The sequence below is a fragment of the Paraburkholderia sp. CNPSo 3076 genome, assembly GCF_026343935.1.
Taxonomy (GTDB): domain Bacteria; phylum Pseudomonadota; class Gammaproteobacteria; order Burkholderiales; family Burkholderiaceae; genus Paraburkholderia; species Paraburkholderia nodosa.
Genome location: NZ_JAPMAL010000042.1, coordinates 32,202 through 55,969 on the forward strand (window position 1 = coordinate 32,202; position 23,768 = coordinate 55,969).

The 23,768-nt window shown below is 61.7% G+C and carries 20 protein-coding genes and 2 pseudogenes; 7 read left to right on the forward strand and 15 right to left on the reverse strand.

From position 1 onward, the window contains the following. Nucleotides 1-50: 50 nt before the first annotated feature. Complete coding sequence (locus M3A49_RS35630) at nucleotides 51-2,162, forward strand: putative bifunctional diguanylate cyclase/phosphodiesterase (RefSeq protein WP_266233071.1); 2,112 nt, start codon at nucleotides 51-53, stop codon at nucleotides 2,160-2,162. Here the strand turns inward: M3A49_RS35630 and M3A49_RS35635 are convergent. The 4 genes from M3A49_RS35635 to M3A49_RS35650 are packed head-to-tail and all read right to left on the reverse strand — an operon-like array spanning nucleotide 2,159 to nucleotide 6,772. Beyond that, nucleotides 2,159-3,181 carry a CaiB/BaiF CoA transferase family protein gene (locus tag M3A49_RS35635; RefSeq protein ID WP_266233072.1) on the reverse strand — a complete coding sequence of 341 codons (1,023 nt, stop codon included), beginning with the start codon at nucleotides 3,179-3,181 and terminating at the stop codon, nucleotides 2,159-2,161. The two genes, M3A49_RS35630 and M3A49_RS35635, sit on opposite strands and share 4 nt — an antisense overlap. 44 nt (nucleotides 3,182-3,225) lie before the next feature. Then, complete coding sequence (locus M3A49_RS35640) at nucleotides 3,226-4,356, reverse strand: acyl-CoA dehydrogenase family protein (RefSeq protein WP_266233073.1); 1,131 nt, start codon at nucleotides 4,354-4,356, stop codon at nucleotides 3,226-3,228. 41 nt (nucleotides 4,357-4,397) lie between these two features. Beyond that, nucleotides 4,398-5,945, reverse strand: a complete 1,548-nt coding sequence (locus M3A49_RS35645) for an AMP-binding protein (RefSeq protein WP_266233074.1) — start codon at nucleotides 5,943-5,945, stop codon at nucleotides 4,398-4,400. Beyond that, a complete protein-coding gene (locus M3A49_RS35650; RefSeq protein WP_254358195.1) occupies nucleotides 5,924-6,772 on the reverse strand; it encodes an IclR family transcriptional regulator in 849 nt (282 codons plus the stop codon). The genes M3A49_RS35645 and M3A49_RS35650 overlap by 22 nt, the downstream gene beginning before the upstream one ends. Nucleotides 6,773-7,114: 342 nt before the next feature. Here M3A49_RS35650 and M3A49_RS35655 point away from each other — a divergent pair, with 342 nt between their 5' ends. Genes M3A49_RS35655 through M3A49_RS35665 form a run of 3 tightly spaced genes read left to right on the forward strand, consistent with a single transcriptional unit; the run spans nucleotide 7,115 to nucleotide 9,899 of the window. Continuing rightward, nucleotides 7,115-8,308 carry a thiolase family protein gene (locus M3A49_RS35655; RefSeq protein ID WP_266233075.1) on the forward strand — a complete coding sequence of 398 codons (1,194 nt, stop codon included), beginning with the start codon at nucleotides 7,115-7,117 and terminating at the stop codon, nucleotides 8,306-8,308. A 34-nt stretch (nucleotides 8,309-8,342) separates the two neighbouring features. Next, nucleotides 8,343-9,122 carry an SDR family NAD(P)-dependent oxidoreductase gene (locus M3A49_RS35660; protein ID WP_028208365.1) on the forward strand — a complete coding sequence of 260 codons (780 nt, stop codon included), beginning with the start codon at nucleotides 8,343-8,345 and terminating at the stop codon, nucleotides 9,120-9,122. A 12-nt stretch (nucleotides 9,123-9,134) separates the two neighbouring features. After that, a complete protein-coding gene (locus M3A49_RS35665; RefSeq protein ID WP_266233076.1) occupies nucleotides 9,135-9,899 on the forward strand; it encodes a crotonase/enoyl-CoA hydratase family protein in 765 nt (254 codons plus the stop codon). Nucleotides 9,900-9,912: 13 nt separating this feature from the next. Here the strand turns inward: M3A49_RS35665 and M3A49_RS35670 are convergent, their stop codons facing one another. The 7 genes and pseudogenes from M3A49_RS35670 to M3A49_RS35695 all read right to left on the reverse strand — a co-directional run. Beyond that, on the reverse strand, nucleotides 9,913-10,674 hold the full coding sequence (locus M3A49_RS35670) for an aldolase (RefSeq protein WP_266233077.1): 762 nt from the start codon (nucleotides 10,672-10,674) through the stop codon (nucleotides 9,913-9,915). A gap of 59 nt (nucleotides 10,675-10,733) precedes the next feature. Beyond that, nucleotides 10,734-10,967, reverse strand: a pseudogene (locus M3A49_RS35675) (Lrp/AsnC ligand binding domain-containing protein); the annotation flags it as partial. A gap of 753 nt (nucleotides 10,968-11,720) precedes the next feature. After that, nucleotides 11,721-12,323 carry a tyrosine-type recombinase/integrase gene (locus M3A49_RS35680; protein WP_266233094.1) on the reverse strand — a complete coding sequence of 201 codons (603 nt, stop codon included), beginning with the start codon at nucleotides 12,321-12,323 and terminating at the stop codon, nucleotides 11,721-11,723. 148 nt (nucleotides 12,324-12,471) lie between these two features. Further along, nucleotides 12,472-13,785, reverse strand: coding sequence for a Bd3614 family nucleic acid deaminase (locus tag M3A49_RS35685; protein WP_266233078.1), 1,314 nt, complete (start codon nucleotides 13,783-13,785; stop codon nucleotides 12,472-12,474). A 166-nt stretch (nucleotides 13,786-13,951) separates the two neighbouring features. After that, nucleotides 13,952-14,695 (reverse strand): MBL fold metallo-hydrolase, encoded by a 744-nt coding sequence (locus tag M3A49_RS35690; RefSeq protein ID WP_266233079.1) that lies wholly within the window; start codon nucleotides 14,693-14,695, stop codon nucleotides 13,952-13,954. 385 nt (nucleotides 14,696-15,080) lie between these two features. Beyond that, complete coding sequence (locus tag M3A49_RS42540) at nucleotides 15,081-15,392, reverse strand: hypothetical protein (RefSeq protein ID WP_323183463.1); 312 nt, start codon at nucleotides 15,390-15,392, stop codon at nucleotides 15,081-15,083. Nucleotides 15,393-16,075: 683 nt separating this feature from the next. Beyond that, nucleotides 16,076-16,293 (reverse strand): annotated as a pseudogene (locus M3A49_RS35695) (ATP-binding protein); the annotation flags it as partial. A gap of 166 nt (nucleotides 16,294-16,459) precedes the next feature. Between M3A49_RS35695 and M3A49_RS35700 the strand changes: the two are divergent. From M3A49_RS35700 to M3A49_RS35710, 3 genes are all read left to right on the forward strand, one after another. Further along, nucleotides 16,460-17,680 carry a porin gene (locus M3A49_RS35700; RefSeq protein WP_266233080.1) on the forward strand — a complete coding sequence of 407 codons (1,221 nt, stop codon included), beginning with the start codon at nucleotides 16,460-16,462 and terminating at the stop codon, nucleotides 17,678-17,680. A 264-nt stretch (nucleotides 17,681-17,944) separates the two neighbouring features. Next, complete coding sequence (locus M3A49_RS35705) at nucleotides 17,945-18,763, forward strand: MoaF C-terminal domain-containing protein (protein WP_266233081.1); 819 nt, start codon at nucleotides 17,945-17,947, stop codon at nucleotides 18,761-18,763. Nucleotides 18,764-18,940: 177 nt separating this feature from the next. After that, entirely contained in the window at nucleotides 18,941-19,639 is a 699-nt protein-coding gene (locus M3A49_RS35710) for a helix-turn-helix transcriptional regulator (protein WP_266233082.1), read from the forward strand. On the opposite strand, the gene M3A49_RS35715 is transcribed toward M3A49_RS35710, so the two are convergent. From M3A49_RS35715 to M3A49_RS35730, 4 genes are all read right to left on the reverse strand, one after another. Beyond that, entirely contained in the window at nucleotides 19,614-20,303 is a 690-nt protein-coding gene (locus tag M3A49_RS35715) for a TetR/AcrR family transcriptional regulator (RefSeq protein WP_266233083.1), read from the reverse strand. The two genes, M3A49_RS35710 and M3A49_RS35715, sit on opposite strands and share 26 nt — an antisense overlap. Before the next feature lie 99 nt (nucleotides 20,304-20,402). Next, nucleotides 20,403-21,704: an NAD(P)/FAD-dependent oxidoreductase gene (locus tag M3A49_RS35720; RefSeq protein ID WP_266233084.1), complete on the reverse strand. Its 1,302-nt coding sequence runs from the start codon at nucleotides 21,702-21,704 to the stop codon at nucleotides 20,403-20,405. 125 nt (nucleotides 21,705-21,829) lie between these two features. Then, entirely contained in the window at nucleotides 21,830-22,642 is an 813-nt protein-coding gene (locus M3A49_RS35725; RefSeq protein WP_266233085.1) for an SDR family NAD(P)-dependent oxidoreductase, read from the reverse strand. Between the two features lie 69 nt (nucleotides 22,643-22,711). After that, nucleotides 22,712-23,470, reverse strand: a complete 759-nt coding sequence (locus tag M3A49_RS35730) for an SDR family NAD(P)-dependent oxidoreductase (protein WP_266233086.1) — start codon at nucleotides 23,468-23,470, stop codon at nucleotides 22,712-22,714. Nucleotides 23,471-23,768 lie beyond the last annotated feature (298 nt).

The window sequence follows — 23,768 nt, forward strand, 5'->3', positions numbered from 1 at the left end:
ACGTGGCGCGACGCCCGGGGTGAACGAGTGGTGAACAAGGAGATATTCCCATGATGAGCGTGGTGGGCTGCATCGTCTACAAGCACAATCTGTGGCTCGTCGTCGTCGCGCTGCTGATCTGCGCCGCGGGCTCGTGGGTCGCGGCACGGCTCGTCCTGCGCGCGTTCGCCACGCGTTCGCTGCAGCGCATGGGCTGGTCGTTCATCGCAGCCGTCGTGGCCGCCGCCGATATCTGGTGTACGCACTTCATCGCCATGCTCGGCTTCGAGCCGGGCGTGCCGATCGCCTTCGACCCCGTGCTGACCATCACGTCGCTGCTCATCGCGCTCGTGGGCAGCTTCGCGGGATTTCTGCTCGCCACGAGCCAGGCCGCGAACCGTCTCATGCGCGCGGCGCCCGCGCTGGGCGGCGCGATCGTCGGGCTGGCGGTCGCGCTCATGCATTACGCGGGCATGCTCGCGTATCGCGTGGAAGGCATCGTGATCTGGAATCGCATTGGGATCGCCTTGTCGATCGTGTTTGCGGTCTCGATCAGCGGGCTTGCGCTGCATCTCGCCGGCGTGGCCGCGAGGCGCCCGCAGGAGAACGCAGCCAGCGCGCGGGCAAGCGCCGACGCGTCCGCGCGCGTCGTGGCGGGCGTGCTCGCCCTCGCCATTGCCGCGCTGCACTTCACCGGCATGTCCGCGTTCCAGGTCGTGCCGATGGCGATCAACGGGCACTTTTCGAATCCCGCCGCGTTGCATGCGCTCGCGCTCGCCGTGGCGTGCATGGCGCTCGTGATCGCGGGCGCGGGCTGCGTGAGCTTTCTGCTCGACGACAGCGTGCGCGCCGAATCCGTCGAGCATCTGCGCACGATGGCGATGAGCGACATCCTCACCGGCCTGCCCAATCGCGCGAGCTTCAACGCACGCATCGACGCCGAACTGGCGCGCACGCAGGACACGCGCAAGCTCGCGCTCATCGGCATCGACCTGAACCGCTTCAAGGAAATCAACGACCTGCACGGCCATCATGCCGGCGACGAAGTGCTGCGCATTCTCGCGCGGCGTCTTTCGAGCCTGATGCGCGAAGGCGAGTTCGTGGCGCGCGTGGGCGGTGACGAGTTCGTGGCGCTCACGCGCTTCGCCTCGCGCGAGGAACTCGGCGATCTGCTCTCGCGTCTCGAAACCGCGCTGTACCGGCCGGTGCGCTACGACGACGCCGAAGTGCTCTCGGGCGCGAGCCTTGGCGTCGCCATTTATCCGGACGACGCCACCACCAAGACCGTGCTCATCAACAACGCCGACCTCGCCATGTACCGCGCGAAGGCGGACCTCGCGCAGTCGGTGTGCTTCTACGAGCCGGCGATGGACGAAATCGCGCGGGCGCGCCGCTCGCTCACGCACGACTTGCGCGAGGCGCTCGCGCGCGCGCAGTTGAGCGTGCACTACCAGGTGCAGACCTCGATCGCGAGCGGCGAAATTTGCGGCTATGAAGCGCTGCTGCGCTGGGAGCATCCGCGGCTCGGCTTCATCTCGCCCGCCGAATTCATTCCGCTCGCCGAAGAGAATGGCCTCATTCTCGGCATTGGCGCCTGGGTGCTGCGCGAGGCGTGCACGCGTGCCGTTTCGTGGTCGCCGCCTTACAAGGTGGCCGTGAATCTCTCGCCCGTGCAGTTCTCGCACGCGGATCTGCCGAAGCTCGTCGAGACCGTGCTGGTCGAGACCGGCCTCGCGCCCGAGCGGCTGGAACTGGAACTCACCGAGACGACCATTTTCGCGGACCGCGAGCGCTCGCTCGACGTGCTGCAGCGAATCAAGGCGATTGGCGTGAATATCGCGCTGGACGACTTCGGCACCGGTTACTCGTCGCTCGACACGCTGCGCTCGTTCCCGTTCGACAAGATCAAGCTCGACCAGTCTTTCATCAGCGAGGCCGAGTCGAGCCGCCAGGCCACCGCGATCATTCGCGCGGTGCTCGCGCTCGGCAAGAGCCTCGGTATTCCGGTGCTGGCCGAAGGCATCGAAACCGAAGCGCAGCTCACGCTGCTAGCCGACGAAGGCTGCGACGAAGTGCAGGGCTTCCTGCTCGGCCGCCCGGCGCCGCTCAGCCATCTCGTGGCGAGCGGGCAGCTCTCGCTGCTCGCCGACGATAAAGAAGCGCTGGGCGCGGTTCGAGGTTAACCGCCCTCGCTGCCGTAGTCCACGAAACGCGGCGCGCATTGCGGCTGCCACGCGCCGCCGCTCTGGGCGAACGCGCCGCGCGCCGTGTTGTGCGCATCGAGCGGTGCTTCCGCAAGACTCAGCACGGGCGTGACGCACGCGTCGCTGTCTTCGAACACGGCGGTCCATTCTTCGCGCGTGCGCGTGGCAACCGTCTGGGCGATGCGCTCCTGCACGCGCGGCCAGTGCGCCCGGTCGCGCTGCGGCAGCTCGAGCAGGTCTTCGGCGCCGATGCCTTTCATGAACGCGGCGTAGAACTGCGGCTCGATGCAGCCCACGGCGATATAGCGGTCGTCCGAGCAACGATAGGTGCGATAGAAAGGCGCGCCGCCGTCGAGCAGATTCGTGCCGCGCTCGTCCTGCCAGTGCCCCGCCGCGTAGAAGCCATACATCATGCTCATCAGCATGGCCGCGCCGTCGGTCATCGCGGCGTCGACCACGCAGCCTTCGCCCGTCGAACGCGCGCGCAGGATCGCGGCCACCACACCGAACGCGAGCAGCATGCCGCCGCCGCCGAAGTCGCCGACCAGATTCAGCGGCACCACGGGCTCGCCGCCCGCGAGACCCACCGCATGCAGCGCCCCCGAGATTGCGATGTAGTTGATGTCGTGGCCCGCCGTGTGCGCGAGCGGCCCCGTTTGCCCCCAGCCGGTCATGCGGCCGTAGACGAGCGAGGCGCGCCGCGCGCGGCACACTTGCGGGCCGAGCCCGAGCCGCTCCATCACGCCTGGGCGAAAGCCTTCGATCAACGCATCGGCGCTCGCGATCAGATCGAGTGCGCGTGCAATGTCGTCGCGGCTCTTGAGGTCGAGCGCGACGTATTCGCGCCCGCGCGCAAGCGGTCCGGACGGCGCGGGGGCGCCCTCGCGGCCGATGCAGATCACGCGCGCACCCATTTGCGCGAGCAGCATGCCGCAGAACGGTGCGGGACCGAGCCCCGCAAACTCCACGACGGTAACGCCTTCCAGAGGCTTGATCATGTGTACTTTCCTGCCTGCTTGCTGGTGTGTCGATTCACGCGCCCTCACAGCGTGCGCGCGATGATTTCCTTCATGATCTCGTCGGTGCCGCCGTAGATGCGCATCACGCGCGCGTCCACCCACGCGCTGCCGACCACATACTCGGACATGTAGCCGTAACCGCCGTGTAGCTGCAGGAATTCGTCGAGCAGCTGGTTCTGCAGTTCGGTCGCGTTGAGCTTCGCCATGGCGGCGTCCACGGGCGAAAGCTCGCGGCGCAGGTGCCGCGCGATGCAGTGATCGACATAGGTGCGCACCATCTCCGCCTTCGCGCGCGCATGTGCGAGTTTGAAACGTGCATTCTGGAAATCGAAGATAGCCTGGCCGAACACCTTGCGATCGCGCGTATAGCGGATCGTGCGCTCGAGCATGCCCTCGATCGAGGCGGCGGCGCGCACCGCGATCACGAGCCGCTCCTGCGCCAGTTCGCGCATGAGGTACGAGAAGCCCTGGTTCTCCTCACCAAGCCGCTGCGCGACGGGCACACGCACGTCCTCGAAAAACAGCTCGGACGTGTCTTGCGCGCGCAGGCCGATCTTGTCGAGCTTGCGCCCCTTGCTGAAACCCGGCGTGCCCTCTTCGACCACGATCAGCGACACGCCCTTGCCGCCCAGTTCGGGCGCGGTCTTGCACACCACAACGACGAGGCTCGCATTCTGTCCGTTCGTTATGAAGGTCTTCTGGCCGTTGATGACGTAGTGGTCTCCATCTTTGCGCGCGGTCGTGCGCACCGACTTGAGGTCGCTGCCGGTGCCCGGCTCGGTCATGGCGATGGCGCCGATATGCTCGCCGCGCGCGAGCTTCGGCAGCCACTTGCGCTTTTGCGCCTCGCTGCCGTACGCGAAGATATACGGCGCGACGATGTCCGAATGCAGCGGAAAGCCGATGCCGCTCGCATTCACGCGCGCCAGCTCCTCGATCATGATGGCCGCGTGGCCGAAGTCGCCGCCGCCACCGCCGTACTCTTCGGGAATCGTGCAGCACAACAGGCCTTCCTCGCCCGCTCGCCGCCACACCGACTTCGGCACGATGCCTTCTTGTTCCCATTGATGATGGAACGGCACGATTTCGCGCTCGATGAAGCGTCGGGCCTGTTCGCGGAAAATCTCGTGATCGTCACGGAATACAGTGCGCATCGGGGGTGTCTCCAGTGTCTCTTGCTATTTCGTTATCCGTATCAAGCCGCGGGCTGGCGGTAGCGTTCCTTGAGAATGCGCCGTAGCAGCTTGCCATTGTCGTGGCGCGGCAGCGCCTCCTCGAACTCGACCGAGCGCGGCACCTTGATAGGCGAAAGGCGCTCTCGGCAGAACGCGATCAGCTCCTCGGCGAGCTGCGGGCTCGCGGCGTCGCGCTCGCGCGGCTGCACGACCGCTTTCACGGTCTCGCCGAATTCGGGGTGCGGCACGCCGATCACGGCGGCGTCGGCCACGGCGGGATGCTCGGCGAGCACGTTCTCGATCTCTTGCGGATACACGTTCACGCCGCCGCTGATGATGAGGTCCACGCGCCGGTCGCTCAGGTACAAATAGCCTTCGGCATCGACATGGCCGATGTCGCCATAGGTCGCCCAGCCGTGGCGGTTGTAGACGCTGCGCGTCTTCACCGGATCGTTGTGGTACTCGAAAGCCGGCCCGCCTTCAAAAAACACGCGGCCAATCTCGCCCACGGGCAGTTCGTGATCCTCATCATCGACGATATGGATCTGTCCGTATTTCGAGCGTCCCACCGAGCCGCGATGCGCGAGCCATTCGTCTGAGTCGATCGCCGTGAGGCCCACGCTTTCCGAGCCCGCGTAGTACTCGTAGATCACCGGGCCGAACCACGCGATCATCTGCTCCTTGATGTGCGGCGGGCAGGGCGCGGCGGCGTGGATCGCCACGCGCAGGCTGCTCACGTCGTATTGCGCGCGCGTAGTCCCGGGCAGATTCAGGAGGCGGATGAACATCGTCGGCACCCACTGGCTGTGCGTGACACGGTAGCGCGCGATGGCGTCGAGCGCAGCCTCGGCGTCGAACTTCTGCAGCACGATGGCGCGGCCGCCCGTGTGCAGCATGCGCATGAGGTAGCGCAGCGGCGCGGCGTGGTAGAGCGGCGCGGTGCTCAGGTAGATGGAATCGGCGTTGAAGCCGAACGTCTTGCGCCATGCTGCGGTTTCGGTGTCGTCGGCATCGCGCTGCTCGAACGGCACGGGCGGCTTGCGGATGCCTTTGGGCAGGCCGGTCGTGCCCGATGAATAGAGGAAGTCGCGTCCGCGCGGAAGCGGCGGCAGCGGCGCGCTCGCATCGACCCCGGCGAGTGCCGCTTCGAGCGAAGCGAAGCCGGGCGGCGTCTCACCCGCGCCAGCCACGAAACAGGCGACGCCCTGCGCGGCGCCTTCCGCCACGAGCGTGGCGGCGAGTTCGTGCATGGCCTGCGAAACGATCAGCACGCGCGCGCCGCAGTCCTCGAGGACGTGCGCGGCCTCGCGTGTTTTCAACTGGATGCTGATGGGGGTGTAATAGAGGCCGGCGCGTTCGGCGCCGATGGCGATGACGGCGAGCGCGGGGTGGTTCTCGAACAGCAGCGCGATGCCGTCGCCGGGTTGCAGGCCGAGGCCGAGGAGCCAGTGCGCGATGCGCTCCGCGCGTTCGTCCAGCTCCTTGTAGGTGATGATCTGGTTGAGTGCGGGGAAGCACAGGGCTTCCCGCGTGGGTGCTGCTACAGCTAGTTCGCGGACACGCTCCACGGTCTCGTCTCCATGTCATGCGCGGCCCCAGTCATGCTGCCGAGCGCTGCCTCCACGCGCCTGACAAGCGACATCAGCCGGGGGGCGATGTCGTCGGTCAGCTGGTTGCCGCTGATGTTGAAAACTGCAATCGAACAGCTAAAAACCCAATACTCGTCGTCGATCGGGGCGGACAACGGAATCGCCACCGAATGGATCTCGCGCTGCATGTCGCCGTGCGAGAGCGTGCAGCCGTGCGCACGCAACTCCTGCTGCGCAAGCGCGAGGCGCTGCGCGAGCAACTCGCCCTTGGCGGGGTCGCGCGCGAGCGTTTCCTGCAAGTACTGCTCGCGCTCCGCGCCCGGCACGGTCCACAGATACGCGCGGCCCGACGCCGTGCGCGAAAGCGAGAGCCGCGTGCCCGTTTCCGAGCGATACACCGCGCTGCCTTCGCCCTGAATCACTTCGGCGTACGCCATGTTCAGGCGGTAGCCCACCGCGAGCGTCACCTGGCCGTGGCAGTAGTCCGCCAGCTCCTGCATCATCGGCCGCGCGATCTGCCGGATCGTCATGCGGCCGAGCGCCGGGGCGGCGAGGCTCAGCATCTCCGTGCCGAGCACATACTTCGAAATGCGCTCCGAATAACGCAGCAGGCCGAACTCCGCGAGCGTGTTGATGAGCCGCAGCGCCGTGGGCTTGGGCAGCCCCGTGCGCTCGACCAGATCGCGCGCCGACAGCTCCGCGTCTCCCATCGAAAAGCACTGCAGGATCCGGATGCCGCGCGCGAGCGCGCTCACGAGTTGCGAGTCGGCGGCGTCGTCGGTGCGGGAGTTGGCCTGATCGTTCATGTCGGGTCCTTCGTCGGGGTAAGGGCGCGGCGCGCCGGTGCGGCTCGCGGCAAACCCCGGATTCTAGCTTTCCGCTGCACGCCGGAACAATTTTTCAAGACGCCTGGCTCATTTTTTCGCCTTCGCGCTGCCGGGCCGCTCTTAGCCGCGTATTGACGTCTCCTTTTTCGATCTCTAGGGTTCAAGCCGCCCAAACAGTGTTCCGGATTGTGAGTCAGAAAGCAATAAAAATGATCCTGACGTGCCGAAATATGTTTACCACTATTGAAATAGTGAGTTAGAAAGGTGTATTTTGAGTCAAGCGATTCATTTTTCATGTCACTTCCAATCGTTGAGAGAACCATGACCAACAGCGCGGTAATCGTCGACGCAGTGCGCAGCCCGATGGGCCGGACCAAGGCGGGCGGCGGCTTCGTCGACCTGCACCCCGTGGATCTGCTCTCGCAGGTCCTGCGGCAACTGATCCTGCGCAACGACCTCGACCCCGGCAGCGTGGACGACGTGATGATCGGCTGCGTGAGCCAGGTGGGCGAGCAGGCCTCCACGCCGGGCCGCCTCGCGTGGCTCGCGGCGGGCTTTCCGCAGCACGTGCCGTCCACCACCATCGAGCGCAAGTGCGGGTCGAGCCAGCAGGCGATCCATTTCGCCGCGCAGGCGATCATGGCGGGCGTCAACGAGATCGTCGTGGCCGGTGGCGTCGAGTCGATGAGCCGCGTGCCGATGGGCTCGTCGCGCATCGGCCGCGATCCGTATGGGGCGCTGTACCACGCGCGCTATCCCGAAGGCATGGTCGGGCAGGGCGTGAGCGCCGATCTCGTGGCGCAGAAGTGGGCGCTCACGCGCGAGGCGCTCGACAGCTACTCGGCCGAGTCGCACCGCCGCGCCGACGCCGCGCGCGCCGCGGGCCAGTTCGCGCGCGAGATCGTGCCGATCGATGTGCCAGGCGCCGACGGCGTGCGTCGCGTGGACCTCGACGAAACCATTCGCGCCGGTACGACCGTCGAGCGGCTCGCGAGCCTCGCCCCCTCGTTCGAAAGCGCCGAACTCGCGGCGCGCTTTCCTGGCATCCGCTGGAACGTGACGGCGGGCAACGCCTCGCAAATCTCGGATGGCGCCTCGGCGCTGCTCATCATGAGCGAGCAGAAGGCGGCGCAACTGGGATTGAAGCCGCGTGCGCGCATCGTGGCGTTCGACGTCTGCGGCGACGATCCGCTGATGATGCTGACCGCACCCATTCCCGCCACGCAACGTCTGCTGAAGAAACGCGGCCTCACCATCGACGATATTTCGCATTTCGAAGTGAACGAGGCATTTGCCGCCGTGCCGCTCGCCTGGCAGAAGGCGCTGGGCGCGGACGCGGCGCGGCTGAACCCGGCGGGCGGCGCAATCGCGCTCGGGCATCCGCTCGGCGCCTCGGGCGCGCGCCTCATGACCACGATGCTCAATTCGCTCGAAGTGAGCGGCGGCCGCTACGGCCTGCAGACGATGTGCGAGGCGGGCGGCATGGCCAACGCGACGCTCATCGAACGCCTCTAAAGCGCGACCACGAACGACGAAGGAGAAACGACACATGGACGAACAGAACAAATTCGCCGGCACGGTGGCGGTGGTGACGGGCGGCGCTTCGGGGCTGGGCCTCGCGAGCGCAAAGCGGCTGCTGGCAAAAGGCGCACAGGTCGTGATCGCCGATCTCGCCAGCTCACGCGGCGCGGCCGTGGCCGATGAACTCGGCGCGCACGCGAGCTTCGTGCCCGCCGACGTGACGAGCGCCGACGACATGAACGCCGTGTTCGAGGCGGCCACGAAGCGCGGCACGCTGCGCTCGCTCGTGCATTGCGCGGGCCGTGGCGGCGCGGTGCGCCTGATCGAGAAGGACGGCTCGCCGGGCTCGCTCGAAGCCTACGAGAACGTGGTGCGCGTGAATCTCTTCGGTACCTTCAACGCGCTGCGCCTCGCCGCGGCGGCGATGGCGCGCAACGAGCCCGATGCCGGAGGCGAGCGCGGCGCTTGCGTGCTCACCGCTTCGGTGGCCGCGTACGAAGGGCAGATCGGGCAGGTGCCGTATGCGTCGTCGAAGGCGGGCGTGGTGGGCATGACGCTCGTGGCCGCGCGCGACCTCGCGAGCAAGGGCATCCGTGTGTGTACGATCGCGCCCGGCCTGTTCGACACGCCGCTGCTCGCGCGCCTGCCCGAGGAGATTCGCGAATCGCTTGGCCGCATGGTGCCGTTTCCGCCGCGACTCGGTGAAGCCGACGAGTTCGCCGCGCTCGCGCTGCATATTCTGGAGAATCCGATGCTCAACGGCGAGACCATTCGCCTTGACGGCGCGATTCGCATGCAGCCGCGCTGAGCGAGGCCGACCATGAGCGACGAATTGCGGACCGAGACCCGCGACGGCATCCAGATCCTCACGATCAACCGTCCCGAGGCGCGCAACGCCTGCACGAAGGCGGTGGCCGAAGCGATAGCCGCCGCGCTGGACGAACTGGAGCAGCGCGACGACCTGCGCCTCGCCATCATCACGGGCGCGGGCGGTACGTTTTGCGCGGGCATGGACCTGAAGGGCTTTCTCAAAGGCGAACGGCCGAGCCTGCCGGGCCGCGGCTTTGCCGGGCTCACTGAAGCGCCGCCGCGCAAGCCGCTCATTGCGGCGGTCGAAGGCTACGCGCTCGCGGGTGGATTCGAAGTCGTGCTGGCGAGCGATCTCGTCGTGGCCGCGAACAACGCGCAGTTCGGTCTGCCCGAAGTGAAGCGCGGGCTATGCGCCGCGGCGGGCGGATTGTTGCGCCTGCAGCAGCAGTTGCCGGAGCGCATCGCCATGGAACTCGTGCTCACGGGTGACATGTTCGGCGCGCAACGCGCCTTCGAGTTCGGCCTCGTCAACCGTCTCACCGCGCCGGGCGAAGCGCTGGCGGGCGCGCTGAAACTCGCGCAGAAGATCGTGGCAAACGGCCCGCTCGCGGTCGCCGCGAGCAAGCGCGTGATGCGCGAGTCACGCGACTGGTCCAGTGCTCAGATGTTCGCGCGTCAGCGCGAGATCACCGACCCGGTGTTCGCTTCCACCGACGCGCGAGAGGGCGCGGCGGCGTTTGCGGAGAAGCGCAGGGCGGTGTGGCAGGGGAGGTAGTGCGCCCCTTTCGTCAGGCGTGCGTGAGCGTTCTTCGCAGCGCCGTAAAGAACAGTTCCGACTGCAATCGCTCGCCCTGAATCTGGTCGGCCACGCGCTGCGCGAGATCGACCGCCACCGGTCGCAACGCGCGCCCGGTAGAACCCGCGAGCACCTGTGCGGCGCATGCGCGTTCCAGGTAATAGAGGTCGTCGAACGCGTAGTCGATGCGCTGGCCGCACACCACCACGCCGTGGTTGCCGAGGAAGCCGATATCCTTGCCGTCGAGCGCATGCGCAATGCGCTCGCCTTCCTCGGGGCCGAGCGCGAGCCCGTTGTATTCGCGGTCCAGCGCGACGCGGCCGTGGTAGCGCATGGCGTTCTGCGACAAGGTCGTATCGAGCCCGCAGTCCTCCGTGAGCGTGAGAGCGGTTGCGTAGGGCATGTGGGTATGCAGCACACAGGCTTTCTTTGCGATCCCGTGGATGGCTGCGTGAATGAACATCGCCGTCGGTTCGACGGCATGGCGGCCTGCCATCACGCGCCCCTGTGTATCGACGATGACGATATCGTCGGCCATCACCTCGCTCCACATCAGGCCGCGCGGGTTCAGCAGAAACAGGCCGTCTTCGCCGGGAAGCGCAACGCTGAAGTGATTGCATACGCCCTCACCCAGCCCGAAATGCGCGGCGGCACGCAGCGCGAGCGCTAGATCTGCGCGCAGCGTCGCGACTTCCGGGTGGTGGAACAACTCGTCGCTTTCAATGGCTCCGGCATGGTGCACTGCATTGCTCATGGGTCGTGGCTCCTGTTCTTCAGATGACCGCGTTGCGTCTGTGTCGCAACCCGCATTCCTCATTCGCCGTTCATCGCAAGCGGCACTTCGAGCCCCACCTTCACGCGGCTCATGCTCACCAGCGTCTTGAACCGCTTCACGTTGTTGTTCGAGAAGAATAGCTCGCGCGTGAGTTCCGTGTACTGGTCCATGTTTCGCACCGCGAAAATGAGCACGAAATCCCACTCGCCCGCGACGTAGTAGCACTGCTGAATCTGTGGGCAGCGCTCAAAGGTGCGCTTCATGGCGTCGAGCGGGCGGGTATGGTTAATAGATACGCCTGTTCAGATGTCAAAAATTACCTTAAGTGACTGTTTTATATGATGAAAATAGTAATATTTATCCGTATAGAGATACATTATGTGTGTGATACGTCACCTGAATCCCCGTTTTCGACGGTTACCAACGGATTGGAATACATTTTCGTGCGACGGGCACGCAACTTTCCAAAAGGAGGGTGAATCGCATTGCTAGGCGCGACGGTGACCGCAGCGCCATTAAGGAGCACTATTGCTCGCCGCGGCGCCGAACGCGGCACCTCCCTCGCGCGCGCGCCGATTGTCGTTTCCGTGCAGGTAGGTTGAGGTCGTCGCAATCGACACGTGCCAAAGGTTGTCGCGCACGGCCACGAGGTCCACCGCGGCGCCAAGCGCATGCGATGTATGGGTACGGCGCAGCCAGTGGGGGCTCACGCGCCGCAGCTTAGCGGCGAGTACAGGGTCGCGAGTATGCACGTGCTCTGCTGCACCCTGGAAAAACTCACCTATGATTTGCCGCAACCTCGCCGCGCCGATGCCGGGCTTGCCCGGCGCGTTCTGCGTACTTCGCGGGCGCGTTGCGTGATTCCCGTCGAGCACACACACCAGCGGCGTGGACGGCACCAATCTGGCCCGAATAACTGGCGGGCCCTGCGATTTCAGGTGGCGCGGCGCGTCGCGCGCAAGCGGCGCCAGTGCCACGCGCCCCGACGTGGTGCCCTTGCCGGTTATCGCAAATGGCGTATTCGCTCATCGGGTATGGGCGTGGCGACGTGCGTCATGGCACGCCTGTCGCACCACGTCGGCACCGACGGGTTGATCCGGGAAGCGGCCGGGAAACAGCCGGTACTGGGGCCGGCCGATACACCAGTAGCTGCGCAGGACCTCCAGCAGCCGTGGCGAGAGCATTACGTAGCGGTCGACGCGCCCCTTGCCCTGTTCGACACGTAGCATCATGCGCTGGCTATCGATATCGCCGACCTTCAGCCGGGTGGCTTCCGAGATGCGCAAGCCGGCGGCATAGGCTGCGATCAGCACGGTACGGTGCTTGACGCTTCGGATCGCTTCAAGGAACCGGGTGATCTCGTCCTGACTGAGGATCACCGGGAGTTTGCGCGGTGTCCGCGGTATCGGGAGTTCTTCGACGGCCCACTCGCGTTTGAGTGTGATGTGGTACAGGAAGCGCAGTGCCGCAGTGGCCACCACCAGCGTGCTGGGGGAACGCCGCTGGACTTCAATCAGATGGACTTGCCAGGCGCGCACCTCCTCCGGCCCGAGCAGTTCGGGGGAGCGCCCAAAGTACCTGGCAAAGTTGCTCACCTGCTGGAGATACTGGTCAACTGAGAAGAAAATAAAGACTCATCAACTGCAGTAAAAACGCGCTCCAGAGAAGAATACTTATCGTCCTAGCCGCGTATATGTCGGCATTTTGAAGATTCCGCAAGCGCGATCAACGACTGGAAACGCTTTCCTTCGGGGCAGCTATCAAGACCGGGGTTACTCAAAGTCGCTCGAGCATCGGTTGAAGATGGTTGAGCACTTTGACGACATCTGGATGTTTAACCTCTTTCCCCTGTGCGTATTTTTTAAGCTTTCTCTCGAGCGAATATGACGCCGCTAGCATTTGGTTGGCAGATTTCGTCGTATCGAGAGCGTTCGTCAAACCCTTAAATTTGCTCGTTTCCTTGTGCGCCTGCCATGTACTGTCGAGCGCTTGTGCGACTTCTCCGGTCTTTTTTCCGATTACATCGTATGAGTCATACATCTGCAATGACTTGACAGAGGCGCCCATTTGCGAGAGTTGATGCATTCCGAGCGTCGGTTTATCCAGGTGCTCCGCGTGAGTACCCGGATCGTCCTGAGCATAAATCACCTTGCAACAAGGGAATGCATGCGCGATCATCGCCGCGCACATCTTGCAGGGCTTTAAGGTGGTGTATACGGCGACAACGCCTTCGCGGCCTTGCACGAATGAATCGAACTTCGACATGTAGGCCTGAACCAGATTCACCTCGGCATGGAAGGTCTCATTGCGCGCTTTCATGTTTTCAGCTATCGCGAGCACGCGCCCTTGCGAACTGACCAACAGGGCCGCGATGCTGTGTCCGTGGTTAAGGATCATACCGGGGCCTTGGGTCGTATGTCCGAGAAAAGCCCCGCGATACCCCGCTCGGCGGTATGCCGCGGCCATATAGAGGCGATGAATATGCGTAGCGTTGCCTGAAATGACATCGACGCCAGGCACTTCGCCGGTTTGCGGGTTCGCACATCTGGCCAGGTACTCCCTGTCGAGTACAAGCGTAGGGTCTATGGGTATAAAGCGGATGGTTTGCGCACGTTTATAAGCGGCCTGTACTTCACCATCTCGGTCCCGGTCCTCAACGTCGTAGATTTCATCTTCCTCGAGTGGTCTTTGCGAAACAGGGGTGCCTTTGAACTCGTTGATGGCGTAGAAATACTCAAGCATGCCCATGCACATCATGGTTGCAGGTGATTTCAACGTGCTATTACAGACGACAAAGTTTTTTGGCGAAAGTCCATGGCCGCATACTCCCTGAATCAGATTTATGATCGATGGCCACGACTTATACGCGGGAGCGTGGAATATCTCGCCCGGTTTGTTTTCGAAATAGCCGTACGCGAAGTCGGCCCGACCCAGCAGGACTCGCAAATGATTCATGATGCATGCGTGCTCGATATCGCTAAGCATGAGAGTTTCTCCGGCTTTTCGCGTGAACGAAGCCAGCTGCGCGGCAAGCCGGAGGGCGCACGGTAGTTTCAGACCTTCCAAGGCTTTCCAGGTGGTCAGCGACAAGCTGCGGCTTCCTGAAGACTCTAGGATACCTACGAAGAAATCACCAGGGGTCAGCCTGGTGATCTCCATAGGGTGAAAAATAATGCGAATTGAATTGAAGTTTCACTCGGGGCGTGATGTTTCCAAATCTCTTTCCTTTTAACGATTTGGCTTGTGTTGCAGTCGTTCAGGACCTCGCCTGATCGCTTTCAACACTGTCAGCGAGTCCCAATAGCAAGGCGGCGCCATCGCCGTGCCAAGCGCTGCCGTGCATGCACGCGAGCGTGATCGGGTGAAGTTCGGCGAGGCGCTCCAGCATGGCACCGGCGTTTCTGGTGTGTGAGAAGTAATCTATCTGCCGACGGAATGCCTCGCTGGGTTCAAGGATGTCGCTCTCGGTCAGCGCCGGGTGATGAGAGCCGCCCTGAGTGAAAAGGTCGCCACATAGAAGGGTTCCCGACGTGGTCTCCATAAGGAAGCCGCATTCCCATGCATGCGGCAAATGCGGGGTGTCAAGCCACCGCACGCTGTGCCGACCGAGACTCACTGTCTCGTTATCCTCGAGCGCGCGTGGCGGCCTGTTGGCATAGTCACCGACGGAGACCATGGCGGCGATCCGGCCGCATAGTGGCTCCGCGCGGGGTGCCGCAGCGAGGAAATCGTTGAGCGCGCCACATTCATCGGCCTCGAAATGGGACAGGCCGATGTAGCGCAGACGATTGACGGGCATGATCAGACAGACGGCTTCCTGGACCACTGCAAAAAGTGCGCGCAGACCAGTATGAAACAGCAGTGGCTCGTCGTCGTCGATCAGATATTGGTTGAACGAGAAGCCACCCCCACCCGGCAGCTCAACGGGTGTGGCGATCCGATAGATATGATCGGCGATTTCGTCGATTGATGTTCCGTTGGTAAGGGATAGGGTCGCCATGCTGCGCTCCTTTTCGTGGTGCGGGTGCCGTCGATTCGCGGGTAACGTTCCAACCATTCAACCGCGGTCGATGTGCTTGTGGCGGCCGCACCGCGTGTCTGAGTGGGTAGGCCAGGTCGTCGAAGCCATAAAGCTGCGTTGTGGAACGGGAAGCTGGTCGTATGCAATCGATGTCGCGGTAAGGCTGCGATGGAAAAGCGCCCCGCCGGCGTTGCGTTACGGGCGGGGCGAAAAGCGCACTGGACTGTCGCCCGCGCCGGGGGCCATCATCGAGTCGGTTCAAAAAGAGAATAAGCCGAAAGGGGCGAGGGACTTGATCGAGAGCGTAGCAATCTGCACTGAACGGTGCGGGACCGCACATCTGGCCCGCGTGAAAGCGCTTTCCTCAAGGTGGGCGAATAGGCAGAGGGCGCAGCGAAGCTGGCGGTTTTGCTTGCAGCCGGAACGGCGCAGCCATGTTAGGCGGCGCTGCCTGTTCCGTCGGTTTCCTGCTCAGCGAACTCACGGATCTGGTGAAGGCCCGCGAGGTGTTTGAGGGCACCGACGTCGCGGCGCTTCGGGAATTCGAGGACGCGAATTCTGGCCTGATCGGCAAGTTCATTGGTTTGACCGAGTCGCGTCGTGAGTCGTTTTTCAGAAAAATCACCGCAAACGCCGATGACAAGGCGGCGAGCAATTTCCTCGTGTTGGCGATCATTGGACTGCTCCGGGCGCGAGACGTTATTGAACTGCGGGACCGGTACCGCTTTTCGCTCACCCCGGGTTCGGGAAACCGGACCACAGCCGCTTCCCTGTATGAATATGCGGGCGAAGTGGGCAAGCTCTACGACTACAAGCGGCCTTCCGAGGTCTTTGACGCAGTCTGGCTCGACGATTGGGGCGGCGACGAGCCAGAGGGTGACGGTGACGAGAGCGGCGACGTCGACGAGCCTGAGGATGACCGCGTCGACTCCGGCGCGCCTGTACCGGCAACCCGATTCCAGCAGTGGCCCGAGGAGAGGCCGGTCGCGGCCGAGCCCCCGCAGCGCGTCCTCGTATACATCGGCAAATCTCTCGACTTCCGCATTGACGGAGAGGGCCGCCTGTGTGACGTCAGGACGTGCCCGTCGGGCGCGGAGCTCTATTGGCTTGCTGCGATCGCAGAGGGGTCCGTTGGGCTACGGGGAAGGTTTTTTGAATCGATGCCGGACAGCGTGGCTGTCGCGCGCACTCTCATAGAAGTGTCGGAGGGTGAGACGACGACGGGCAAGCCAGCGACCATGTGGTTGTCAAGCAGCGCGCTGAAAGCTTTTAATCTCGGTGAACGCCGCGGTCTGCACGAGTGGGAGGCGGGTGTTGCGCGTCGTGCCGAAGGCAAATGGTTCGCTGAGTGCATCGCGGATGTCGTATGCGGGACACGCCGATGGCGGTCGCCAGATGTGATTTCCCGGAACCCGCCCACCGACTAGAACCACGTTGTGTGCGCCCTCGGTGAACGTCATGCCGGCCAGTTGCATGACGAGCTGGCGATCGTCCGGCGAGCCATCAAAGTCGAAGCCGGCGATGTCCTGATGCACCGGGAACTTCGCCGCGTTCATCTGGTGGCTGACCGAACGCACGTGTTGGTAGTTTCCCTGAGGCCATCATGAAATCAGTCTAACGGTTGATTTCAGCAATAAATCGTCCAATAAGAATATCCGCACTCCCGTCGGTAGTGCCGCGATCTGCGGCACTCCGTGCGAGCGATTTTTTTCTGCAAAAACTGGTTGCGAGGAGTCGGAAGTGATGGATCAGAAGAAGACGAAGAGGGCGGGTTGGCTTCTTGGTGTGATGGCCGCAGCGTGTTCACCGCTAGCTCATGCGCAGGGTAGCGTAACGCTTTACGGAACGATCGACACGGGCCTCACATATGTGAGCAATCAGCAGGTTTCGACGTCGGGCGGCCAGGTGTCTGGAAAAAGTTCAGTGTCGGTGACGACCGGAAACCTGGCGCCTGCGTCTTTCGGCATTCGCGGTACGGAGGACCTGGGTGGCGGCACCAGTGCGATATTCAATTTGCAGAATTACTATCTATCGAACAACGGTGCAATGTTTCAGGCAAATAACCTGTTTGATGCTACGGCGATGGTTGGACTGAAATCGGACAGATGGGGTCAACTGACGCTCGGGCGCCAGTTCGACTCATACACCAATGCTCTCGCACCGTTTGCAGTCAGCAACAACTGGGCGGGGCCATTCGGTGCGCACTTCGGAGATATCGACAACCTGAACGCTGCTTTCAACCTGAACAACAGCATCCAATATTCGAGCCCGGCTTTTCACGGACTGAGCCTGAGCGGAACCTTCAGCCTGGGGGGCCAACCCGGAGCCTTTGCCACCAACCGCGCATGGGCTATGGGCGCCAGCTATACCGACGGCGCTCTCTCGCTGGGAGCGGGCTATCTGTCATTGCGCAATCCCCTCACAGCTGCGCTGGGTGGCAGTTCGGGGTATATCGGCGAATTGAGCTGCGGGCAGAGTCCTTCCAGCTATTGTGAATTGCATGACGCCGACGAACTGCGGACGTTTGGACTGGGTGGCAATTACACGGTGGGTAATCTGACTATTAGCGGCACGCTGACGCGCGCGATGCTGCTGGGGAGCCGGTATCTGATATCCACGGGCGGGCCCGTCAGCGATTTCCGGTTCGATACTGCGGAACTGGGCGGATTGTATAGCGTCACGCCAGCCCTTCAGGTAGGGCTCGCCTACAGTTACACGCGCGCGAAAATTCAGGTGCTCGACTCGAATACGAACATCAACAAGATTTCGCTTGGCGGTATTTATTCGCTGTCGAAGCGGACCCAACTCTACGCAACGGGCAATTTCGAAAAGATGAGTGATGCGGGCCTCGGCATTAACCCCGTGACAGGTGCTTTCGAAAACTACGCCCAGCTAGCGTACCTGGGTACCTCGAATTCTTCGTCCCAGCTCGAGATATCAGTGGGGATCAAGCATAATTTCTGACGTCGAAATGTGCCGGAAGGCGCAGATCATGAGGAGAGCGGGTTGCCGACGGAGTTCCTCAGTAACCATCCCGCGGGGAGCGCCAGTCCCCCGGATCCGTTCGGGGTTCCGCCAAAAAATCAGCCATGAGGTTGATGCCGGCAAAGATAATATTACGCAGAATCAACCTCTGTATGCCCCACCTGGAATCAGGTGGAGTATTGAACGATCGGCTTGTTTCTGAACAAAGAAACATCGAGACATCTTCATTGATAGGAGCACATTATGGACTACAGCATCGATCAAACGATTCAGAACCACAAATATGTCCCCGAAAGCGAGTGGGTGACTCTCGAAGAGATGGCGGATGGCTTTTCCGAGCACAAATATCCGAACACGTCGTTGCTCGCTGGGGTTCGGGAAGTTTTTCGTTTCGACAACGGCTGGCTGATCGAGCATCACTTCATCGACGAAAAAACGCTGACCTGGGAGATTATCGAGGGTGACGGCGTTGGAATGACCGGCAGGCACACCTATGAAGCCATGGAGCTGCGGCCGGGGATTGTTTTCGTCGAATTTCTCAAGGAAGAATATGAGGAATCGGTGACGCTGGTCTGGAAGCTGGAAAGCGGCAATATCTTCGTGGCGGCGTCGAGCTTTTACGACCGCAATGGCGAGAAGCGGACCAAGACCGATTTCCTGAACGCTACCGTTCAAGGCAAATCGGGCGATCAGCCCTTCAGGCAGTCCTCGTCCATGGTCGGGAAGCGTGTCCTGTACCGGTATAGCTCCGATGACTGGTACGAGCACGTGTACTTCGGCCGGGAAGTGATGGCCTGGCATTGCGTCAACGGTGCCGAACGAGGTGTGGCCGATGTCGAGAAATGCGCCTATTTCGATGCGGCCCCGGATTTGACGATTCTCTTCTGGAGCGAAACCGTCATGCCAGTGGAATCGATCGTGGTGGTCGATATGCAGCGCATGCGCTCGACGGGCCGCTTTTTCTGCTGGGATCCGAAGCCCAGCAAGCTGGTGCATCTGACATTCGGTTCGAAAGCGACGCTCCTCAACGAAACGACGTATCCGTCATCGTTCCAGGATTGAGGCGACCCACGCGGTCCCGGTCACCGATGGGGTTATCTCCGACCCCATCGATTCGTCCCCAAGCAAGCGCTAGATGAGGGTTAGCGCTAATGCAATGTCGAGCGTTCCCGGCTAATAATAGGTCGTGTGGCCTAGTTGTGCCGGGTCGATTGCATACGTGATTGGGGGTGGGATGTCATGGAGCAGGGAAAACATCGACCGTCGATGGAGCAGTTCATCGACGAGACGCTGAATTGCTTCACTCGCGTGACTGGCGCGCAAGCGCTGGCGTTTTATACCTGCGGTGTGCATCAGGAGATCTGCTATTTCGAACGAAGGGGATTGCCGGACGCGTTTCATCGCTTGTATGTGGACGAAATGTATCATCTCGATCCGTTTGACGAGCACATGGTCGATTTCCCGGACGTCGACGTGGCGCTGCTTTCAAATCATCTCGGGATGCACGAATCGCATCGGGAGTACCGGCAATTTCTGTCGATGTTTCGCATCAGCAATATTATCGAACTGGTATTCCGGTCTGAGGGGCATCCGCAGGCAGGCATGAGTGTATGTCTGCCGGAGGCTTGCGACGATCAGGCTGCTGCTTCGATTCTGGCGGCGGCTCGCGCGCTGCACCCGTATATTGGGTTCAACCTCGCCGCATCATCGGCGATCGCAGAGGACGACGCTCGGGCCAATACGGGCGGTCGATATGGTTTGTCGAAGCGCGAGGCACAGGTAGCAGAACTGGTTTGTCGTGGGTTCAGCAACGGCGATGTGGCGTCGTCGCTCCACGTCAGCGTGGCAACCGTCAAAACCCATCTGCTGCATATTTTCGATAAGGCCGGCGTGACGAGCCGCACGGCCCTGGTCAGCCGGTTGTTGGCGAGCCAGTAGGTGCACTGGCAAGTGCCATCATGGCTCGTATCACCTCGGTTTCGAGTCCTTTCAAATCACGCGGAAAGCTCTTGCGTTGAGGAATCAGGATCATCAGCCCCTCCATCTGGCATGAGATCAGTGCCGCCCGAAGTGCGCATTCATGTTCGGTGAGCGCCGGGTTAATCTGTGCGATAAAGCGAGCAAGGATAGCTCGCTGCGCTTTGTAGATCCGGTCGACAATCTCGCGCGCAAAGTCCTGCGTCTGGGCGAGCGCCCAGATATTGAAGAAAATTGATTGCACGCGCGGCTTTTTGTCTTCAGCCAGCGTGTGCCGCAAGAGCACTTCCAGACGGTCCTCCGGGCTGAGACGGGCATCCTGGGCGAACACTTCATATTGCTCGAGATATCGAGCCGTCAACTGAATAATGACTTCGCCAAGCAGATCTTCTCGCGTTTTGAAATGGAACTGCAGATTGGAGAGACTGATACCCACGCTGTTCGCAACTTTACGCATGGTGAGTTCGCCGTAGCCTTCCTCGCATAGCATGTCGGTTGCTACGGAGAGAATCCGGGCAATGGCGTCCCGGCCGCGTTGGGTCGGGGCGCGTCGTTGGCTTGCCTCGGTGGTGCCAAGATTGGATACTTCGCTATCCAGTCGGGCGGTAGATGCACTGCGGGGCATGCGCTACTCCATGCGTTGGGAGAAATACACATTCTCTCGCATTTTTTCGCTCTCCGGGTCATTCTCAAATATCGAAATCGACCCGGAGCGGCCAATATCTTATCGCCGACCGTTGACGTAGCCGTGCAGCTGATGCGTCACTTTCCCTAGTGTGCAAATGACATTTCGGAAATTTTCCTTGCCAATTACTCTGGCCCGAGGAATCGAACTCATCACGTCCCATTCATAAGATCCCTCAAGCATGCCATCCACCACGACGCGGCTGACGACATGGCTTGGGGTCACGCCGAATCCTGAATAGCCCTGGACGAAAAAAGCATTGGGTTGACCCGGAAGCGTACCGATCTGCGGGAAAAGCGTTGCGCAGCACTCCATCGGACCGCCCCATCCCAGGTCGACCATCACGTCCTTCAAATACGGGAAGATCCGAAGCATGGCGTTTCGGTTGTATTCCTTGAAGTCCTTCGGGATATATTCCAGAAAATGCGTGACGGTGCCGAAGAGAAGCCGATTCTCATTGGTGACGCGGTAGTAATCGATCGCCGGGCGCACATCCGTGAATGCTCCCCGGATCGGGCTGATTCTCTGAATGAGGTCGTCGGAAAGGGGCTCCGTGACGAGCTGAAACGAATAGGTGCTGATGATTGTCTTATCAAGCTTGGGTTCAAGGCGATTGATGAATGCACCGCATGCGAAGCACACCTTATCTGCAGTGACTGAACCCCTGGCGGTGCGCACCTTGACTTTCTTGCCATACGTCACTTCCACCACCGGCGTGCTTTCGTAAATTCGCCCGCCGAGCTCGACGACGGCGCGTGCTTCGCCAAGCAGGAGATTGAGCGAATGAATGTGGCCATTGCCCATATGCATCAGCCCAGAGCTATAGGCGTCTGAGCCAAGGATGTTTCTCAGCTCAGCCCCTTCCAGGTAAGCAATGTCTTGCCCCGGATTCAACTCCTTGAATTCCCTTTCCCATTGCTGAAGAAGCTTTCCCTGGCGACCATTGAAGGCGAGATACCCGTACCCTCGGCGGAAATCCGCATCAATGCCATAGCGATCAATGCGCCGTTGAATCGTGCTGGCGCCTTGATCGCTGATATTGAAAATGGCCTTGACGCCGTCATCGCCGACGTACTTTCGGATCTTCTCCAGATCGTGACCGATGCCGGCCATTACGTGCCCGCCGTTGCGCCCCGACCCACCGAACCCGAGATAGTTTGCCTCGAGCACGACCGTATTGGTGATGCCTCGTTCGGCAAGCTCCAGCGCAATATTCACCCCCGAGAATCCTCCACCGATGACCACGACGTCCGCCTCGATATCTTTTTCGAGCGGCTCGTATCGATCGTGATACTTGCGCGTCATCGTGTAATAGGTGGTGGGGCTTTCGACTGACAACATGTTCGCTCCTGGTCACAAATGCTGGGGATCAGACCATTCCTTAGATACTAGGTCATGTGACATAGTATCGAGGGTGCAGACGCACTTTGGCATTAGCGTTTACGCGTGCCGCACGAGCCCTGAGGTCAGTCGCGATGACGCTGGGCGAAGGTGACGCGTGGATCCAGGGCAAGGGATCCCGGGTCGCCAGCGACCATCCCGCCATCGACTGGTATGACTGCCGCGTTGATATAGGACGCCTGTGCGGATAGCAGCCAGGCAATCAGGTGGGCCACTTCAACGGCATCCGCCGCTCTGCGGGCCGGGACGAACGAGGTTGCGATGTCGTACGCTTCCTGATACCCGACCCCAAGTCCTGTGCCGATCTCGCGCATCTCCATATCGGCCATTTCGGTTCTGACCCAGCCTGGGCACACGGTATTAGCGCGCACGCCTTGCGGGCCATAATCCACCGCAACGGTCTGCATCAGCATGGCGAGCGCGGCTTTGGTCGCGTTGTAGCCGGGAATTCCCCCTGTCGCTCTCAGCGCGGCAGCCGAACCGACGCCGACGATCGCTCCTTTTGCTGCCACAAGATGAGGTAGTGCGGCCCGCAACAATCGGAACGGCCCGGTCAGAATGGTGCGAACCATGTCATCCCAGGCGCCGTCCGTGAGCTCGCTTAGCAGTCCGGCCCGGACGATTCCGGCGTTCAACACGAGGCCATCGAGAGATCCGAATTTATCCAGCGTGCTTCCCACCAGACGCTTGAGATCATCTGCCGATGCTGCGTCTGCGACAAACGGGATGGCGCCGGTGGACTCCGCGACGCGCTGAAGCGGCTCGGGGCGGCGACCGCAGATAACGACTTCCCAACCGCCGGACCGGAGAACTTTGGCCGTTGCGGCGCCAATACCTGTGCCTCCGCCAGTGATGACGGCGACTGAACGATTGCTCATCTTTAATCCTCTATGGAGACGGTTACTACCTGTGGAGATTGCCTTAATCGAGGTGCTGCGCTGATAGGCTTACTTGAAATCGAGCGCGGGAAGGGCGGAGCGTGCTACGTATCCGAAATCGGTAATCAGACTGGTCCCGTTCATGGGCGCGCTCACCGGGGAAGCCAGAAATACTGCGTGTCGTGCAATCTGCGAGGCAGACATGATAGGCAAGTCCGTACCGGCAAAGCCTTCGGGTCGTCCGAGGTCGGCGCGTGACATCGGGGTGTCGACGATGCCGGGGCACAGACAATTCACCCTGATTCGGGCATGGTCCACAGAAAGCGACTTCGCGAGCATTAGTACCGCGCCTTTGGAGGTGCTGTAAGGAGTCGTACCTTCGAACGCGACCAGCGCTGCGTCGGAAGCGAGGAACACCAGCGTTCCGACCTCACTTGCGCCGAGCAGTGCCAGGGTGTGCTTGGCGATAAGGAAGTTACCCTTGACGTTGACAGCCATGACGCGGTCCCAGTCCTCCGTGGAAATGTCAGGCGCGGTCGATCCGACAGGGCCGGAGATTCCAGCGCAGGCGATCACCGCGTCGAGCTGACTGAAGCGGTCCTTAGCTTGCTTTACGGCTCTGCGGATATCTGTCTCGAGGGTCGTGTCGGCCTGCGCGAACTCAACGCAATATCCCTGCTGTCGAAAGCTGCTGGCGACTTCAGCCCCGCTCGGGTCTCTGTCGACGATCAGGACTCTGGCGCTCTCGGCAAGTACGGCCTGAACACACGCACAGCCGATACCCGAGGCGCCACCAGTAGTCAAAATCACACGGTCGCGTAAATGCATGTCCGCGATACCTGTCTCCTGTAAATGATCAGATGTGTCGAATGATGTGATGCCTCGGAACCTGGCAATTTCTGCGCATTTTCAGCAGCGCATTTTTTCCGGTCAATCCTGCTTATGGCTGAATTTTTGAACGACCAGCGATGCTGATAAAGATCCAACTTTCGGTGGATGCGCGACCGGACTCGGGCCAGTAGCCTTGCACGTGCCTTCTTCCGTCGCGAAGCAGGGCATTGACATCGGGATTCGGGTTCAGGCGCTCTTGCAATCGACCGGATTCTGCATTAAAAATAGGTCGATA

Coding starts and splice junctions, on each gene's coding strand:
- M3A49_RS35650 (WP_254358195.1), bottom strand. CDS start 6,772: ATGAACGATCAGGCCAACTCCCGCACCGACGACGCCGCCGACTCGCAA.
- M3A49_RS35630 (WP_266233071.1), top strand. CDS start 51: ATGATGAGCGTGGTGGGCTGCATCGTCTACAAGCACAATCTGTGGCTC.
- M3A49_RS35710 (WP_266233082.1), top strand. CDS start 18,941: ATGGAGCAGGGAAAACATCGACCGTCGATGGAGCAGTTCATCGACGAG.
- M3A49_RS35720 (WP_266233084.1), bottom strand. CDS start 21,704: ATGTTGTCAGTCGAAAGCCCCACCACCTATTACACGATGACGCGCAAG.
- M3A49_RS35640 (WP_266233073.1), bottom strand. CDS start 4,356: ATGCGCACTGTATTCCGTGACGATCACGAGATTTTCCGCGAACAGGCC.
- M3A49_RS35635 (WP_266233072.1), bottom strand. CDS start 3,181: ATGATCAAGCCTCTGGAAGGCGTTACCGTCGTGGAGTTTGCGGGGCTC.
- M3A49_RS35715 (WP_266233083.1), bottom strand. CDS start 20,303: ATGCCCCGCAGTGCATCTACCGCCCGACTGGATAGCGAAGTATCCAAT.
- M3A49_RS35655 (WP_266233075.1), top strand. CDS start 7,115: ATGACCAACAGCGCGGTAATCGTCGACGCAGTGCGCAGCCCGATGGGC.
- M3A49_RS35660 (WP_028208365.1), top strand. CDS start 8,343: ATGGACGAACAGAACAAATTCGCCGGCACGGTGGCGGTGGTGACGGGC.
- M3A49_RS35670 (WP_266233077.1), bottom strand. CDS start 10,674: ATGAGCAATGCAGTGCACCATGCCGGAGCCATTGAAAGCGACGAGTTG.
- M3A49_RS35665 (WP_266233076.1), top strand. CDS start 9,135: ATGAGCGACGAATTGCGGACCGAGACCCGCGACGGCATCCAGATCCTC.
- M3A49_RS35725 (WP_266233085.1), bottom strand. CDS start 22,642: ATGAGCAATCGTTCAGTCGCCGTCATCACTGGCGGAGGCACAGGTATT.
- M3A49_RS35730 (WP_266233086.1), bottom strand. CDS start 23,470: ATGCATTTACGCGACCGTGTGATTTTGACTACTGGTGGCGCCTCGGGT.
- M3A49_RS35690 (WP_266233079.1), bottom strand. CDS start 14,695: ATGGCGACCCTATCCCTTACCAACGGAACATCAATCGACGAAATCGCC.
- M3A49_RS42540 (WP_323183463.1), bottom strand. CDS start 15,392: ATGATCGCCAACACGAGGAAATTGCTCGCCGCCTTGTCATCGGCGTTT.
- M3A49_RS35705 (WP_266233081.1), top strand. CDS start 17,945: ATGGACTACAGCATCGATCAAACGATTCAGAACCACAAATATGTCCCC.
- M3A49_RS35700 (WP_266233080.1), top strand. CDS start 16,460: ATGGATCAGAAGAAGACGAAGAGGGCGGGTTGGCTTCTTGGTGTGATG.